The 15,522-nt window shown below is 69.8% G+C and carries 9 protein-coding genes and 1 pseudogene; 2 read left to right on the top strand and 8 right to left on the bottom strand.

Translation table 11 applies throughout. The features are described 5' to 3' along the window. Position 1: 1 nt before the first annotated feature. Both ABZY11_RS06400 and ABZY11_RS06395 read left to right on the top strand, forming a co-directional pair. Entirely contained in the window at positions 2-2,248 is a 2,247-nt protein-coding gene (locus tag ABZY11_RS06400; protein ID WP_356478009.1) for a PQQ-binding-like beta-propeller repeat protein, read from the top strand. Between the two features lie 57 nt (positions 2,249-2,305). After that, positions 2,306-3,292 (top strand): annotated as a pseudogene (locus tag ABZY11_RS06395) (serine/threonine-protein kinase); the annotation flags it as partial. 4 nt (positions 3,293-3,296) lie between these two features. On the opposite strand, the gene ABZY11_RS06390 reads toward ABZY11_RS06395, so the two are convergent. The 8 genes from ABZY11_RS06390 to ABZY11_RS06355 form a co-directional block, all read right to left on the bottom strand. Further along, positions 3,297-4,403 (bottom strand): S8 family serine peptidase, encoded by a 1,107-nt coding sequence (locus ABZY11_RS06390; RefSeq protein ID WP_356478008.1) that lies wholly within the window; start codon positions 4,401-4,403, stop codon positions 3,297-3,299. A 246-nt stretch (positions 4,404-4,649) separates the two neighbouring features. Further along, a complete protein-coding gene (gene mycP / locus ABZY11_RS06385; RefSeq protein WP_356478007.1) occupies positions 4,650-6,047 on the bottom strand; it encodes a type VII secretion-associated serine protease mycosin in 1,398 nt (465 codons plus the stop codon). 27 nt (positions 6,048-6,074) lie between these two features. Then, positions 6,075-7,520: a hypothetical protein gene (locus tag ABZY11_RS06380; RefSeq protein WP_356478006.1), complete on the bottom strand. Its 1,446-nt coding sequence runs from the start codon at positions 7,518-7,520 to the stop codon at positions 6,075-6,077. Positions 7,521-7,577: 57 nt separating this feature from the next. Then, entirely contained in the window at positions 7,578-8,126 is a 549-nt protein-coding gene (locus tag ABZY11_RS06375; RefSeq protein ID WP_356478005.1) for a hypothetical protein, read from the bottom strand. A gap of 121 nt (positions 8,127-8,247) precedes the next feature. Beyond that, positions 8,248-10,584, bottom strand: a complete 2,337-nt coding sequence (locus tag ABZY11_RS06370) for a xanthine dehydrogenase family protein molybdopterin-binding subunit (RefSeq protein WP_356478004.1) — start codon at positions 10,582-10,584, stop codon at positions 8,248-8,250. Then, complete coding sequence (locus tag ABZY11_RS06365; protein WP_356478003.1) at positions 10,581-12,569, bottom strand: 2Fe-2S iron-sulfur cluster-binding protein; 1,989 nt, start codon at positions 12,567-12,569, stop codon at positions 10,581-10,583. The genes ABZY11_RS06370 and ABZY11_RS06365 overlap by 4 nt, the downstream gene beginning before the upstream one ends. Beyond that, positions 12,566-13,462, bottom strand: a complete 897-nt coding sequence (locus ABZY11_RS06360) for an FAD binding domain-containing protein (RefSeq protein ID WP_072484141.1) — start codon at positions 13,460-13,462, stop codon at positions 12,566-12,568. Before ABZY11_RS06360 ends, ABZY11_RS06365 begins: the two co-directional genes overlap by 4 nt. A 395-nt stretch (positions 13,463-13,857) precedes the next feature. Beyond that, a complete protein-coding gene (locus ABZY11_RS06355; protein ID WP_356478002.1) occupies positions 13,858-15,522 on the bottom strand; it encodes a beta-N-acetylhexosaminidase in 1,665 nt (554 codons plus the stop codon).

The raw sequence follows: 15,522 nt of genomic DNA, 5'->3' as shown, positions 1-15,522 counted from the left end.
GATGATCAAGCCTCTGCTCCACGACGACCCCCAGCACATCGACGCCTACCGGCTGGTCGCCCGGCTCGGCAGCGGCGGAATGGGAACCGTCTATCTAGCGCGCTCCCCCGGCGGACGTACGGTCGCTCTCAAGACCGTGCACGCGCACATCGCCGCCGACATCACCTTCCGCACCCGCTTCCGCCTCGAGACCGACGCTGCCCGCGTCATCGGGGGCCTGCACGGCGCACAGGTCGTCGATGCCGATCCGCTCGCCGAGATGCCCTGGCTGGCGACGGAGTACGTGCTCGGCCCACCCCTGGACGACGCGGTCTCCCTGTGCGGACCGCTTCCCGAGGCCACCGTGCGGGCTGTGGGAGCGGCGCTCTGCGGAGCGCTCGGGCAGCTGCACGGATCGGATGTGGTGCACCGCGACCTGAAGCCGTCCAACATCATGATCACCGCGTACGGACCGAAGGTGATCGACTTCGGCATCGCCCGCGCGATCGGCGACGACCGCCTCACCCGTGTGGGAGCAGCCGCCGGCACACCCGCCTTCATGTCCCCGGAACAGGCGACCGACCAGGAACACACGTCGGCCGGTGACGTCTTCGCCCTCGCCGGTGTCCTCGTCTTCGCCGCCTCGGGCCACGGCCCCTTCGGCAGCGGCCAGGCGGCCGATCTGCTCTACCGGGTCCGATACGCCGACCCTGGCCTGACCGGCGTCCCGACCACTCTGGCCCCGATCCTGACCCGGTGCCTGGCGAAGGACCCGTCCCTGCGCCCGACCACGCAAGAGCTGGCCGCCGAACTCCACGATGGGCACGGCGAGTTCGCGGACCATCTGCCCGCCAAGGTGCTTACGGAGATCGCCCGCCTCGCGGCGGAAGTCTGGCAGTTCCGGCCCGAACGCCTTCCGGCGGTATCGCCGGAGCAGCCCGTCCCAGGGTCCGAACCGTCGGCGTCCGGGCGCGGTACTGGCATGTCGCGGCGGAAGGCCCTGTCCATCACCGGGCTGGCGACGGCCGGAGCGGCGGTGGCAGGCACTGGATTGTGGTTCCGGCCAGGGCAGTCCGAGGCAAGGAAATCGGGCCCACCGACCGAGGCAGAACCCACCGCCCGACCGACGGCCCGGGATGCGGAGGGTCCGTGGCGCGTCCTGTGGACGAACAAGTCGGTCTCGGTCGACAGCGACACTCCGCCACTCTTCGTGGGCGACAGAGTGGCCGTGGCAACCTCGACGGGGCTGAGTGGTCTGGATCCGGCGACTGGCAAGGAACGCTGGTGGTACCCCCCGGAGCGGTTCGACCCCTCGGGGCCCGCCACCTCTTCCGAGTGGATCAGTCCCTCACCCGTCACTGACGGAACTCGGCTCTATTGCCTGGCTCCCGACGAGAAGAAGCGAGTGTCACTCATCACCCTCGACCCGGCTACAGGTCTGCCGCACCGCACAATCACCACTCTGCCCAGCATCAAGGCGTCGTTGGTATCAGCCGTCGCCGTGCTGCTCGCGGCATCCGGTGGAACTGTCTACCTGGCGGTCGAGAAGACCGGCTCGGCCGAGCCGCGCGACTGGGACTTGCTCGCCGTGAATGCCGCGTCCGGGAGGGTACGTTGGCGTGTCCCCTTCAGCCATGACGATTCAAGAATCGGCTTCGCCAAAGTCATTGGGAACCGGCTCGTCACGGGCCGGGTGACATCCGATCTCGTACTCAGCGCTCACGACACCGGTTCAGGCACGAACCTGTGGACGACGACGTTGCCGAACTGGGACTACAGGGTCAACACCAGCCCGGTGACCAGCGGTGGGCAGCTCGCGGACGACGGAACACATGTGTATGTCGCGACGGATGTGCTTCGGTCGATTAGCCTCTCCGACGCCACGGTGATCTGGGAGTTCGGTCGCGATCGCATCTTCGGCAACCGCTCGGTCATCGGGGGGCACCCGTACGGAGCCCCTGCCGTGCGCGGCGGTGTGGTGTACGCGGCCGAGGGCGACCGGGGAATCGTCGCGCTGGACACGAAGCGCGGTGAACTGCTCTGGGAAGCTCTCGCTCCGGAGGGCAACGCCAGCATCGCCGTCGGCCCGCCCGTCCTCAGCAGAACCCACCTCTACTACAAGGATGAATCCGGGCTGGGTGCAATCGACCTCAGGACCCGGAAATACGTGCGGTCGTTGAAGACACCGATCTGGCGCTTTGCGTTCACCGCCGACAAGACCCTCCTCGGCACCGGCGACAGAACGGTGGAGGCCCTGCGCATGGACTGACGTCTCCCCGCCTCCACCAAGGCAGAACACCGCGACCCTGCAAGGAAGTTACCTCACATGAAACCGCTCGACACTGGAGATCCGCTCCGGCTGGGCCCCTACCGCCTCTTCGGTGTGCTCGGCGAGGGCGGGATGGGAAAGGTCTACTTCGGCCAGGACAGCAACGGCCGCCGCGCCGCGGTGAAATCGCTCCGGCCCGAGCTGTCGCACGACCCGCAACTGGCGCAGCGCTTCGTCCGCGAGGCGCAGGCGGCACGGTCCGTCACCGGCAAGGGAGTGGCCCGGGTACTGGACGCGCAGGTCGAGGGCGGGCGTCCTTGGATCGCCAGCGAGTTCCTGGCCGGCCCCAACCTGGAGGAGACAGTCGACGCCCATGGCCCGCTCGACGGCCAGACCGTGTACGTCCTGGCCGCGGCCCTGGCCCGCGCCCTGCACGACATCCATGCCACCGGTCTCGTGCACCGCGACCTCAAGCCGGCGAACATCGTGCTGACTTCGGGTGGACCCCGCGTCATCGACTTCGGCATCGCCCGACCGGAACACGGTCTCACCCTGACGACCACGGGGCAGATTCCCGTCACCCCCGGATACGGCGCGCCCGAGCAGGTGCTCGGCCACCGGGTGGGCCCGGCCGCCGATGTCTTCTCCCTAGGTGCTGTGCTGGTATACGCCGCAGGCGGGCAACGCGCCTTCACAGGCAGTCATGTCGCCGCCGTACAGTACGAAGTCGTGCACGGCGAGCCTCAGTTGTCGCACGTCCCGGAGCCGCTGCGTGCCCTCATCGCTCCCTGTCTCGCCAAAGAACCCGGACTGCGCCCCGGACCGGAACAGATCGCCCAGGCGTTCACGCCCTCGCGGCAAGCAGAGAGGGTCTGGCGACAGGGCGGCCTGGCGCCCCTGATCGACTGGTACGAGACCGAGGCACGGCGACTGCTCCCCGCCGGCGGTCCGCCCGCGCCGATGAGTCATGCACGGCGCAGGTTCCTGACAGCGCTCACCGCTGGAGGTGCTGTACTCGCCGTGGGCGGCGGCACGGCCGCCTGGCGGCTCAAGGACGACTGAGCCGCATACGGCGCCGGTCGGCCAGCAGCAACGGGCCCGCGGCGACGACGCAGAGCGCTCCGACCACACACACTGCGAGAGCCGCCCAGAAGGATCCGCTGTGTCCGACGTCCGTCGCGGACGCCACAGAGCTGCCCGGCGCGGGCGCGGCACTCGCGTCGTCGGGATGCTTCGTCGTCGGCGACAGCTCGGAGGGAGCGGGCGACGCGGTGCGGTAGTCGGGGATCGGGTCCCGGTCGGCCGGTCCCGGGTCGCCCGGCGTCTTCAACGCGACACGAGGACGGACGATGCCATAACCGATGTAGTCATTCCGCAGCGCTCCGCTGGTGGGACCGCCCGCCGTGTTCACCATCACGCGCAGAACCTGGTTGGCCGTCCACTCGGGGTGCTCGGCCCAGATCAGGGCGGCGGACGCGGAGACAAGAGCGGTGGCCACCCCGGTGCCCCCGCTCTTGCACAGCCCGGTCCCACCGGCGCACGCGCTGATCACGTCCTCGCCGGGGGCACTGAGATCCACTGTGATCCCCACGCCGGCCTTCTTGATCGCGTGCAGGTTCTTACCGATGCCGGTGACGCCGACGACGCCGGGCGTTGCGGCCGGGTACTCCACCAGCGGGTCATCAATGCTCGAGTCACCGACAGCCGCGAAGATCAGCTTTCCCTTGCTCCGCGCGTACTTCACTGCATCCCGCACCGGCTGGTCGTCCTCGGACGCACCGAACGACACGCTGATGATCTTCGCCTCGGAGTCGGCCGCATAACGAATAGCCGGAGCCATTCCCGTGTTGATCGCCTTGTTCTGCTCAGCAGCGTTGTCGGCGCCCTGGCCCTCGGGGATCACCAGAGGAAGGACCTTGGCCCCAGGAGCGAGCCCGTATGCGCTCTCCTGGCCACCGGGCCCCTTTCCGCTGCCGGCGATCACGGAAGCTGCCGTGGTGCCGTACTCGTTCTGCTCCATGGGGGCCGCCCGCGCGAAGTTCTTGCCCGGAAGAAGCCGCCCTGCCAACTCGGGAACCTCACGCACCCGCGTATCGATGAGAGCGACCGTGACGCCCTTCCCGGTGCTGGTCCGCCACATCTCCTCGGCTTTCATCTTGTCGAGGTGCCACTGCTGGGACAGAACGGTATCCGCCTGTGCCGAAGAGGCTGTAACACCGATCAGCAACAAGGCCAATGCCGACGGAACTACCCTTCGGCGCCGCTTCCTTCTCCGCGGACCGGTGTGCATTGCGCTCTTCCTCTCAATACTTCTCCAGAAGCCGGTCCGGGCACGGCTCCCACCGCGCTGCCTGGCCGAGCGATACGGCGCGGAGGGTCCATCCCACCGATGAGCGGAGGATCATCCCTGCTGATGCGGTCCGGGCCCCTGTCCCCCGCTGTACCCGGAGTTACCCGTATGACCAGTCGGAGGCGGGCCGTAAGCGGGGTACGAGGACTGCTGATACGGCAGAGGTGTCGGGTATGAGTGCTGATAGGGGTTCGGACTCATAACTACAGCCGCGGCTTTGAGGCGGCGGGAACGGATGATCAGGGCGGCGGCTACTACGCCGATGAGCGCGACTGCGCCGATACCGATGCCGATCCAGAGGCCGTTCTTACTGCTGTCGTCGGATGCCGGAGCTGTAGCGGCGAGCTCGTCGTCCTCCGTTGAACCCCTGGCTGTCTTGGAAGGCTTGGCAGAGGGGCTGGGGCTGGACTTCTCGACCGCCGCGAGATCGGGGAGCGGGTAGACGTCGGCCGGGCCGGGGTCGCCGGGGGTCTTCAGGGCGATGCGGGGGCGGACACCGCCGTAACCCACATAATCGTTACGCTTGGCACCATCGGCCGGACCGCTGGCGGTATTGATCAGGACACGCAGAACTTGATTGTTCGTCCAGTCCGGGTGCTTGGACCAGATCAAAGCTGCGGACGCGGAAGCAATTGCAGTCGCGTCACTGGTTCCGCTTGTCTCGCAGAGCTCGGACCCACCACCACATGCGTGGATCATTCCCACTCCGGGAGCCGAAAGATCAATCTGTGGCCCGTGCTGCGACGTCTTGTCCGTCGTGAGATTCTTGCCGATCGATGCCACTCCCACAACACCTGGGGTCCCCGCCGGGTACTCAAGCAAGTTGCCCTTGTCACCACTGTTCCCGGCAGCCGCGAAGATGAGCGAGCCCTTGTCGAGCGCATATTTCACGGCATCCGAAAGCTGTCGCGTTCCAACCTCGTTTCCTAGCGAGACATTGATGACCTTCGCCCCGTTGTCCGCGGCATAGCGAATTGCGACGGCGAGATCCCTGTTGAAGTGGGCGCTGCCCGTGGCACCATTGACCCTACCGGCGTCATCCTGCATTCGAATCGGAAGGATCTTCGCGCCGGGCGCGAGGCCGAAGGCTCCGTCCCCGCCCCCGGATTCGCCTGTTCCGGCAATAAGACCCGCAATTCCGGTGCCGTGACCGTTGTAGTCAACGCGTTCATCACCAGAAGAGTCCGGCGCCAGGTCCTTCCCCTTGAGTACTTGCCCCAGAAGGTCTGGGTTCGAAGAGTCCACACCGGAATCAATGACTGCGACGATCACCTTCTCTCCGGTGCTGACTGCCCACATGCCCTCGGCCTTCATGGCGTCCAAGTGCCATTGCCGGGAACGCACGGAATCCGCCTGCGCGGACAAGGGCGTGACACCGACCAGCATCAGCCCCAGAGCGACGGAAACCACGGTTCGACGGCGAGTGACTCCCGAGCTGCTGCTACGCATCCGATTCCTTCACATCTCTCTTCGTGATCAGTCGATGACCGGAGGCACGACACGCCGGTCACCCGTATGCCAGGTCTCCTCGTCCTCGGTGAGATAGTCCGGCCGCTCACCCGAATCCCCGCGATGTGTCCCATGCCCGCCTTCGGCCGGCTTGGCTGCCCTCGCCAGGCCAGAGCCCCCAGGCGTGAACGGACGTGTGCCGGTAGGCCCCGATCGCTGGGGGCGACCTCCTACGACTCCACCCGATTCGCCCGCCAGTCGGCGGCCGCCGTTCACACCACCCTGGCCGGCTCCTGTGCCCATGCCTGTTCCGGCACCCATGCCTCCCATACTCGGGACCCGGCCCATGGGCGTGCGTCCCTGCGTACCCTCGCCGCCGATCACCGTCCCGCGGGGAAGGCCACCGGTTGAACGTCCCGAAGTCGGCGGAACAGGCCGTCCTCCGGTAATGCCATCGCCCCCGGACTGGCGGCCAACAGCAACAGGATTGAGCGGCCCCGGCCCGGCATTCGGCAGACGTGGAACCCCAATTGGCTTACCGGCACCACTTGGGCCGGGCGGCATCCCAGGGCCACGAAAGGTAGGTGGCAGTGGAACTGGTGTTGAGGGAAGTCCAAGGTCCGGCCTGCCCAAGCTCGGTTGTCCCGGTGGCGATGCAGCCGGAACCGGCGGGGCCTCCGGCAACGTGGTGGCTCCGTCGATCTCCATGTCCACCGGTCGCAGGGTATGGGAACCCACTGAGGGCGGGGGCATCGTCACGCCCACGGAAGAGGCTGCTCCACGAACCGAGGGATCGAAGCCTTGCCCGTGTGCCGTCGTTCCGCCCAGCACACCGCCTTCGCTTCCTCCCCCGGCTCCCGCACGAGCGATATCCCGACGGGAAGCGTCTCGCTGCACTTCGGCATCAGGCAGAACGCCCTTCGGTGGCGTCGGGAACGTCGGCTTTTCCAAACCGTCCATCTGCAACGACGAGAAGGCGTAGGACTGCGCCAGCCTACGCATCTCCGCCGCCGCGTCCTGACGATTCGACTCCTGCTTTGCCATCAGCGTCTCCGCCGACTTCTTGGCGACCGCCGACGCATCCGGATCGTTACGAGCCACCCGCGCAGCATCCAGGTTCGCCTTGGCGCTCGCATCAGTTCGAGGAACTGAAGCCTGCGCTGCAGCAATGGCGTTCGATGCCTCGGTCAGCCATCTTGAGGCGCTCTCGCTGTAGTCGCCCAGGCGCAGTGTCGAGTTGGCCAGGTCTGCGCTCCAGGTGCGGAAGGCGTGCGCACCATCGCCCTCCCACTCGACCCATTGCGGGCGCACCTTCAAGTCCTCCGCGATCTTGCGGATCTCCCCCGCAGCGTAGCGAAGCTTGTCTGCCGCACCCTGCACCGCGCCGCTGTTGGCCTTGTCCAGCCAGCTCAGCATGTCCTCGTGGGACATGTCCTCAAACGGCGTGGTTTTACGATTTCTCGTGTACCCCATACCGAGGCTCCCCCTATCTCCGTCGCTCTTGAACTCCCCAGCCACCGCTCTCCGCCGTCAGAGATCACGGATCTTCTTGTGCACACCGCCATGTGGCTGTTTTGACCCGCCATCGCCGACCGGCTGCTTCTCCGGCGTGTCTGTGACGTCGTCGTGGCGACCGTGGTAATCCACCACATCGTTCTTGATCGCGAGCATGCGGTCGCGGATGTCCAGGTCGAGGTTCTCGTAGCCCTTGTGGGATGCGAGAACTGCGATGCCCAACCCCTCAATGGAGTCTGACAGCAGCTTGGACAGCTGCTCCAGGTTCGTGATGACGTCGCTGTACACTCCGTGCAGATCATCGGCCTCGTGCCATCCACCGTGCTCACCGCCGCCGAACTGCGAACGCCCCACAGTGTCTTCGCCAAGCTTTCCCGGCCCGGCCGGCGACGCCTTGAGGTCGCGCAGAAGCTCGTCGACGCGTTCGCGGAACTTGGTGAACGACGAGAGTTCGGTGAATAGTTCGTTCGCGGCGCCCGGGGCCACCGCCCCCACGGCACCCACGGCACCCACGAAACTCAGTGGATACGCCGGTGATTCCGCCCCCGGATCGCTCTGGCCCACAGTGCCCTCCCCCGATTGGCAACAGCCCTTTGCCGCTTCGGGGTTCACCTTAGTCAGCAGTGGTGACACTGTGCATCTCCGGGTTGCAAGTGCAACCCGGATCACGCCATCCGTGCAGGGCTCAGGAGTTGGGGGCCGCCACTGCCGCCTGGGGCCTGATGGGGAGGCGGTTGATCGGGCGGCCGGTGGCTGCGCGTACGGCTGCGGCCACTGCTGCCGGGGACGTCACCACGGGGACCGCCGAGGCGGGCTTGGCGCCGAAGGGGGCCACCACGTCGCGCTCTTCGATGAGTTTGACGATGCGAATTTCGGGTGTGTCCAGAGTGGTCGGGAGGGCGTAGCCGGTGAGGTCGGGGTGGCGGATCAGACCGCGGGCGCTGCGGAGGTTCTCGGTGAGGGCGGCGCCGATGCCCTGGGTGATACCGGCCTCGATACGGGTCGCCAGTTGGGACGGGTTGAGGATCCTGCCGACGTCCTGGGCGATCGCCATCTCCACGACCCGGACGGAGCCGAGTTCGATGTCGACATCCACCACCGCGCGGATCGCGCAGAAAGCGAGGCCCACGAAGGCATCGCCCTGGCCGGATTCGTCGAGGGGTTCGGTCGGGTGGGGGCGGCACTGGGCGGTGGCCCAGAGTTCCTTGCCGTCCATCGCTTCCGTCACCGTCGTGGACAGCACACCGTCGTACGAGGTGATCTTGCCGTCGGCGATCTGCAGCAGCTCCGTCGACATGCCGAACTTGTGGGCCAGGGGCTGGAGCAGCTGGGTGCGGACCATCTTGGCGGCGCGTTCCACCGCACCTGCCGACACCCAGGTGTGGCGGCCGTGCGTCGCCGGGCCCGCCGGGGGCTGGTCGGTGTCGACGGACGCCACGCGGACCTCTTCGATGCCCAGGGTCTCCTGGACGACCTGGCGGGCGAGGGTCGAGAAACCCTGGCCCGTCTCGACCGCCGCGCAGATGACCGTGGCGATGCCGTCGTGGACCCGGACCGTGGCCGTGGAGACCTCGTCGGCTCCCTCCGCGCCGAGCATGTGGACCATGCCGAGGGCGTAGCCGACCCCTCGGCGCACCGCACCGGGTTCGCCCGCGCCCTCGGGGCCGCCGGGGAGCAGCCAGTCGTCCTCCGGGGCGTCCTTGGGGAGGGCGGGGAGGGGGAAGTCCCGTACGGCGGTGAGGAGTTCGGAGACGGGTGCGGGGCAGGTCACCGTCTGGCCGGTGGGCAGGATGTCGCCGGTGGACAGGGCGTTGCGCAGGCGCAGTTCGGCCGGGTCGATGCCGAGCTTGGCGGCCAGCTTGTCCATCTGGCCCTCGTACGCGGCGCAGACCTGCATCGCGCCCTCGCCCCGGACGTGGCCGGACGGCGGGTTGTTCGTGCGGACCGCCCAGCCCTCGATGAAGGCGTGCGGGACGACGTACGGGCCGCAGGCGAACGCGACCGCGGCGGCCAGCGACTCGGACGAGGAGTCGGCGTACGCACCCGCGTCGAGCAGGATCTGCGCCTCGACCTTCACCAGCCGCCCGTCGGCGTCCGCGTGGTGGCGGTAGCGCAGCAGCGTCGGGTGCCGGTGGGAGTGGCCGAGAAAGGACTCCTCGCGGGTGGCGGCCAGTTTGACCGGGCAGCCGGTGCGCAGGGCGAGCAGGCCGAGCGGGAGCTGGAAGCCGGGTTCCTCGCGGTCGCCGGTCGCGCCGGGGACACCCGTGACGACGACCTTCACCCGGTCCTGTTCGAGACCGAAGCAGGCGGCGGCGAGATCGCGGTCGGTGTGCGGGTCGGTGGAGGCGGTGTAGATCTCCACTCCGCCGTCGGGGCGGGGCACGGCGAGCCCGGCCTCGGCACCGATCGGGGCCGGGTCCTGACGGCCGATGCGGTACAGGCCCTCGACGACGACCTCGCCGGTGACGTCCGGGTCTCCGTAGCGCAGCGGGATGTGGCGGATCAGATTGCCGTCGGGGTGCAGCGGTTCGGCGGCGAAGGCCTTCTCCGGGTCGGTGACCGGTTCGAGGACCTCGTACTCGACGGCGACGGCCGCGGCGGCGAGCCTGGCCGTGTCGGGGTGGTCGGCGGCGACCGCGGCGATCGGCTCGCCGTGGTGGCGGACCAGGTCGGACGCGAAGACCGGGCGGTCGACGATCCTGCGGCCGTACGCGGTCTCCCCGGGGATGTCCTCGTGCGTGATGACGGCCCGTACCCCCGTCATCCCGACGGCGGCCGAGGTGTCGATGGACAGGATGCGGGCGTGCGGGTGCGGGGAGCGCAGGACGGCCGCCCAGAGCAGGCCCTCGGCCCAGAGGTCGGCGGCGTACGGGAAGGTGCCCTCGGTCTTGGCGCGCGCGTCGGCGGGCGGCAGCGAGACGCCGAGGCCGAGTGCGGGCGGCTCGGTGTCGGGGCCCTCGGCCGTCGGGGTGGTGATCCGTGTGCTGGTCGCGTTGGCAGCGGTGGCTGCGTCGTTGCTCACGCCATGCCTCCGTCCTGCGGGTGCGACTGGATTCCGCCGGCGCCGGGGGCCGCCTGGTGCGGGATGCGGGCCTCGTCGGGCTCCGGGGGCGTGGAGTCCGACGAGGCGGGGTCGAGGGTCGCCTCGCGGCCCGCGATGACCTCGTTGACGGCGTCCAGGACACCGCGATAGCCGGAACAACGGCAGAGGTTTCCGCAGAGCGCCTGGCGCGTCTCCAGCTCGCTGGGGGCGTGGTTGCCCTCCAGCAGGTCGTGGACGGTCATGGCCATCCCCGGGATGCAGAAGCCGCACTGGACGGCACCGCACTTGGCCAGGGCGCGCTGGACGTCGGACGGTTCGCCGTCCACGGCGAGGCCCTCGACCGTACGGACCTCGCTGCCGGCCGCGGTCGCCGCGGGGACCAGGCAGGAGGCGACCAGCCTGCCGTCCACCTGGACGTTGCACGCGCCGCACTCGCCCTGCGAGCAGCCGTCCTTGGCGCCGGCGAGGCCGAGACGCTCACGGAGCACGTAGAGGAGCGACTCGCCGATCCAGGCGTCGGTGACGGGGCGGTCGGCGCCGTTCACGTGCAGGACGTAGGAGGCGGCGGGATGCTCGTCGGGGACGCCGAGCGGGCGGGATTCGAGCGGCTGGGATTCGAGAGGCTGGGATTCGAGCGACTGGGATTCGAGGGACCCGGCCTCGGGAGGCTCGGATTCCAGGGGCGGGGCGGGGGGCGTGTCGGGATCCGCCGCCGCCACCGGTGCCGTGTCGGCCGACGCTGCCGAGTCAGCCGAGTCGGCGTCGCGGGCCGCCTCCTGCGCGTCGGTGTGCGCGTCGTCGTGCCCGTCGGTGTGCGCGTCAGTGTGCGAATCGTCGTGCGCGTCGTCGAGGGATGTCTGCGGCGACTGGCCGGCCGGGAACTGCTCGGGCGCGATCTCCGGCGCGGGGGTTGCATCAGCGGCGTGCGGGTCCTCGGCAGCGGGTACGGGGCCGGCCTCGGCGGGCTCCGTCTCCGGTGCCGCCTCGGGGGCCGGTCCCGCCGCTACGGCCTCGGGTGCTCGCAGGGCGTCCTCGTACGCCACGGACGACGCCTCGTCGGACGGCCGCTCGAACTCGGCTCCCGGCTCGTGCTCCGGCGCGTGCTCCGGCTCGATGTCCGCCAGGAGTGCCGGCTCCGCCGCGAACTCGGGCTCGGGCTCCGGGGCCGGCTGCTGCGTCGCCCACGGCGCGGGCGCGCCGCCCGGCAGCGTGGCCGGCGGGGTCCGGTCCCCGTACCACTGGGCCGCCAGGGCCGAGGCCGCGAACTCGCCGGACTCCTCCGGGAGATCACCGTCGGCGACCGGAATCGTCCACTGGCCGGTGTGGCCGGTGGGGCCACCATGGCTGACGTGACCGGTGTGGTCGACGTGGTCGGCCTGACCCGCGTGCCCCCCGTGCCCCGCATGGTCGGCCTGACCCGTGTGCCCCCCGTGCCCCGCATGGTCGGCCTGACCCGCGTGCCCCCCGTGCCCCGCATGGTCGGCCTGACCCGCGTGGACGCCGAACTCCGCGGACTCGGTGAAGTTCCACTGCCCCGTGGCCGCCGGCGTCTCCCGGTACTGCTCCTGCGAAAACGCATCGTGCGGGACCTGCGGGGCGTCAGGAGCCTGCGGGTACTCGTAGTCGTACGGCCCCTGCTGGTGGTTCGGGTCCGGCCAGTGCACCGCCTCGGGTGCAGGCTGCCCCGACCCCGCATCGCGCTCCTGCTGGCTCTGCGTCTGCACGACCCAGCTGCCCGTGGCCGACGGGTCGAGCCCGGCCGCGGGTGTCAGCGGCAGGATCATCGGCGGTACGTAGCCCTGGCCGGGTGCGGCCAGCGGGATGTTCGCCAGGTCCTCCGGCGGCAGGTGGACGAAGGCGGTCGCCTCGGCGTCGTACTCGCCGCCCTGCGGCGTCGGCTGCCAGCCCCCGTGCCGCAGGTGCTCCTGCTGCCCGTGCTGATCGTTGTGGTCCTCGTTGCTCACGACAGTGCCCTCCCCAGCGCGCGTCGGGCCAGCGCGGCGACGGTCCGCCGCAGGTGCAGTACGGCGGGGGGCAGCGGTGGCGCCTCTCCCCCGTCGGCGGGCGGTGCCTGGTCCGGGATGCAGGCCGCGGCGACGTACTCGCCGAAGGCGGCCAGCGCGTCGGGGGCCAGACCCCGTTCGCCGTCCCAGTCGATCAGTGAGGCGATCCAGCGCTCGGCCTCCAGCGGCCGCAGCGGCATCGGTGCGATGGCGCCGACCGCGCAGCGCACTCCGCGCCGGGCCGGGTCGAGGACGATCGCGACGGATGCGGTGGCGCGGCCGGGGCCGGTGCGGCCGGTGGCCTTCAGGAAGACCTGCGGGGCGTGCAGCAGCGGTACCCGGACGAAGCCGATGAGTTCGGCGGGTTCGAGCATGTCGCGGCCGGCCAGCAGGTGCGAGACCGGGATCTCGCGGCGGGCGCCGCCCGGACCCGCGATGACCAGCTCGGCCTCCAGCGCGGCGAGCACCGGCAGGGCGTCGCCGGTCGGGGCCGCGGTGGCGATGTTGCCGCCGAGCGTTCCGGCGTTACGGATCTGGGGCGGGCCCGCGGCACGTGCCGACGCGGCCAGCGCGGGGATGAGGGCGGCGAAGTCGGGCCGCCCCATGCGTGCGTGGGTGAGGCCGGCGCCGAGCAGGGCGTGGCCGTCCTGGTAGTGCCAGCCGCGCAGCTCGCTGATCCGGCCGAGGCCGACCAGGCCCGAGGGGCGCAGCAGCCCCTTGTTGACGGCCGACATCAGGTCTGTACCGCCCGCCACGGGAACGGCGGCGGGCATGGCGCCGAGCGCCGCCACGGCCTCGTCGAGCGAGGCCGGCAGCGTCACGGACTGCGTCGCCTGCGGTGCGTGCGTGGTCAACCCAGCTGCCCCTTCCCGGTGTCCCGGCTGTCCGGCTGTTTCGCCGTACGGTACGTGCTCAAAGCCTGGACGTGGCAACTCTGGCACATCTTCGGATCGGACCGACGCGAGGGTCCGCGAAGGGCGCATCCATCCCTGATCAGGGGAATGTTCCCGTTTCACCCCGCTTCGACGCAGAGTGTGAATTGCAACTCTTCGGCATGGCTCGTGGGTGATTGTTCTGTTCTGGTGTCCGGCAACAGTGGCCGCTGCTGTACCCGTTCCGCGGCCCGTTCCCGCGTCGCGTTCCCGTCCCGTTCCCGCGTCCCGTTCCCGCAGGGCGAGTTCCGGACAAAAGACTGCCGGCCGACGCACTCCCTCGGAGCGCGCCGGCCGGCGATCGGGTGCGGTCGGGATCACACGTTCGGGGGCGCTCCGTCGATGGGTCGTCCCAGCACCCCCGGGCGCTGCTGCCGGGGCAACGGGCCGCCCGGTGGCCGGTAGTCGACACCGAGGGCGTCAAGTCGGGCGTAGTGCGTGGTCATTCGGCGTTCGAAGGCGGCGAAGTCCCGCTCGGCGGGGGCGGGCAGCGGCGACCAGGCGACCTCCGCGAACGCCGCGAGGCGCGGGAAGACCTGGTAGTCGACGCGGGCCCGGTTCTGCATCACCTCGGTCCAGACATTGGCCTGGGTGCCCAGGACGTGACGGGTCGCCTCCTCGGAGAGGCCCGGCGGTACGGGCTCGAAGCGGTAGACGTCCTCCAGGGTGCGGACGAAGCCGATGGGCATCGGCTCGTCGGGGCCGCCGTCCTGACGGTGGTCGAGGTACACGTGCTGCTCCGGGCACATGACGACGTCGTGGCCGGCCTCGGCGGCGGCGACGCCTCCGCCGTAGCCCCGCCAGGACGACACGGCGGCGCCCGCCGGGAGGCCGCCCTCCAGGATCTCGTCCCAGCCGATCAGCCGGCGTCCGCGCGCGGTGAGCCAGGTGTCGAAGTGCCGGATGATCCAGGACTGCAGTTCGTCCTCGTTGGCCAGGCCGAATTCGTCGATCCGGGCCTGGGCGACCGGCGACTCCTTCCACTGGTCCTTGCGGCATTCGTCGCCGCCGATGTGGATGAACGGCGAGGTGGCGGCGGGGAAGAGGTCGAGCACCTCTTCGAGGACGCCTTCGAAGAAGCGCAGGGTGTTGTCAGTGGGGGCGAGTACGTTCGTGTTGATGCCCCAGGTGTCCCAGACGGAGAGGGTGGTGGTGTCGATGACGTCGGTGTTGCCCAGTTCGGGGTACGCGGCGATGGCGGCCTGCGAGTGGCCCGGTACGTCGATCTCGGGGACGACGCGGATATGCCGCTCGGCGGCGTACGCGACGATCTCGCGGATGTCGTCCTGCGTGTAGTAACCACCGTGCGGGGTCTCGTCCCACAGCTCGGAGGCCCGGTGGCCGTGCTTCGTACGGGGGCGCCAGGAGCCGACCTCGGTGAGCCGCGGGTAGCGCTCGATCTCGATGCGCCAGCCCTGGTCGTCGGTGAGGTGGAAGTGGAAGACGTTCAGCTTGTGCGCGGCGAGGAGGTCGAGATAGCGCAGGACGTCGTCCTTGGGCAGGAAGTGCCGTGCCACGTCGAGCATCATGCCGCGCCACGGGAAGCGGGGGCTGTCCTCGATGTCCGTGAAGGGGATCGCGCGCCGCGTGCCGCGGCCGACGGGTGCGCGGCGGAATGCCTCGGGGCCCAGGAGCTGACGGAGGGTCTGCGCGCCCCAGAAGACCCCGGCGGGGCTGCCTCCGGTGATCTCGACGCGCTCGCCAGTCCCGGTGCTCAGCCGGTAGCCCTCCGGTTCGAGCGCCGGGTCGATGCCCAGCCGGATGGTGTTCGTGGCGTGCTCGCCGCCCGGGGCGAGCGGCAGGCCGAAGGCGGCGCCGAGCGTGGCGCGCAGCCAGCGTTCGGTGTTCTCGGTGCCGGGGGCCGCCGTGATGGTGGTGGCCGGGTCGAACAGGAAGCCGCACCGCCCTTCACCACCGACGTGCACGGGTGCCGGAATCAGGCCGGGGGTCGGATCGGGGATCAGGTCCTTGTCCATGTCCAT

The organism is Streptomyces sp. NPDC006510, assembly GCF_040611955.1.
In the GTDB taxonomy this organism is placed as follows: domain Bacteria; phylum Actinomycetota; class Actinomycetes; order Streptomycetales; family Streptomycetaceae; genus Streptomyces.
Note: the sequence above shows the minus strand (reverse complement) of the source record. Positions and strands in the feature narration are given on the sequence as shown.

Excerpts from the sequence above, each read along its gene's own strand:
- ABZY11_RS06400 (WP_356478009.1), top strand. The coding sequence starts at position 2 with ATGATCAAGCCTCTGCTCCACGACGACCCCCAGCACATCGACGCCTAC.
- ABZY11_RS06390 (WP_356478008.1), bottom strand. The coding sequence starts at position 4,403 with ATGAAAGCCGAGGAGATGTGGCGGACCAGCACCGGGAAGGGCGTCACG.
- mycP (WP_356478007.1), bottom strand. The coding sequence starts at position 6,047 with ATGCGTAGCAGCAGCTCGGGAGTCACTCGCCGTCGAACCGTGGTTTCC.
- ABZY11_RS06380 (WP_356478006.1), bottom strand. The coding sequence starts at position 7,520 with ATGGGGTACACGAGAAATCGTAAAACCACGCCGTTTGAGGACATGTCC.
- ABZY11_RS06355 (WP_356478002.1), bottom strand. The coding sequence starts at position 15,522 with ATGGACATGGACAAGGACCTGATCCCCGATCCGACCCCCGGCCTGATT.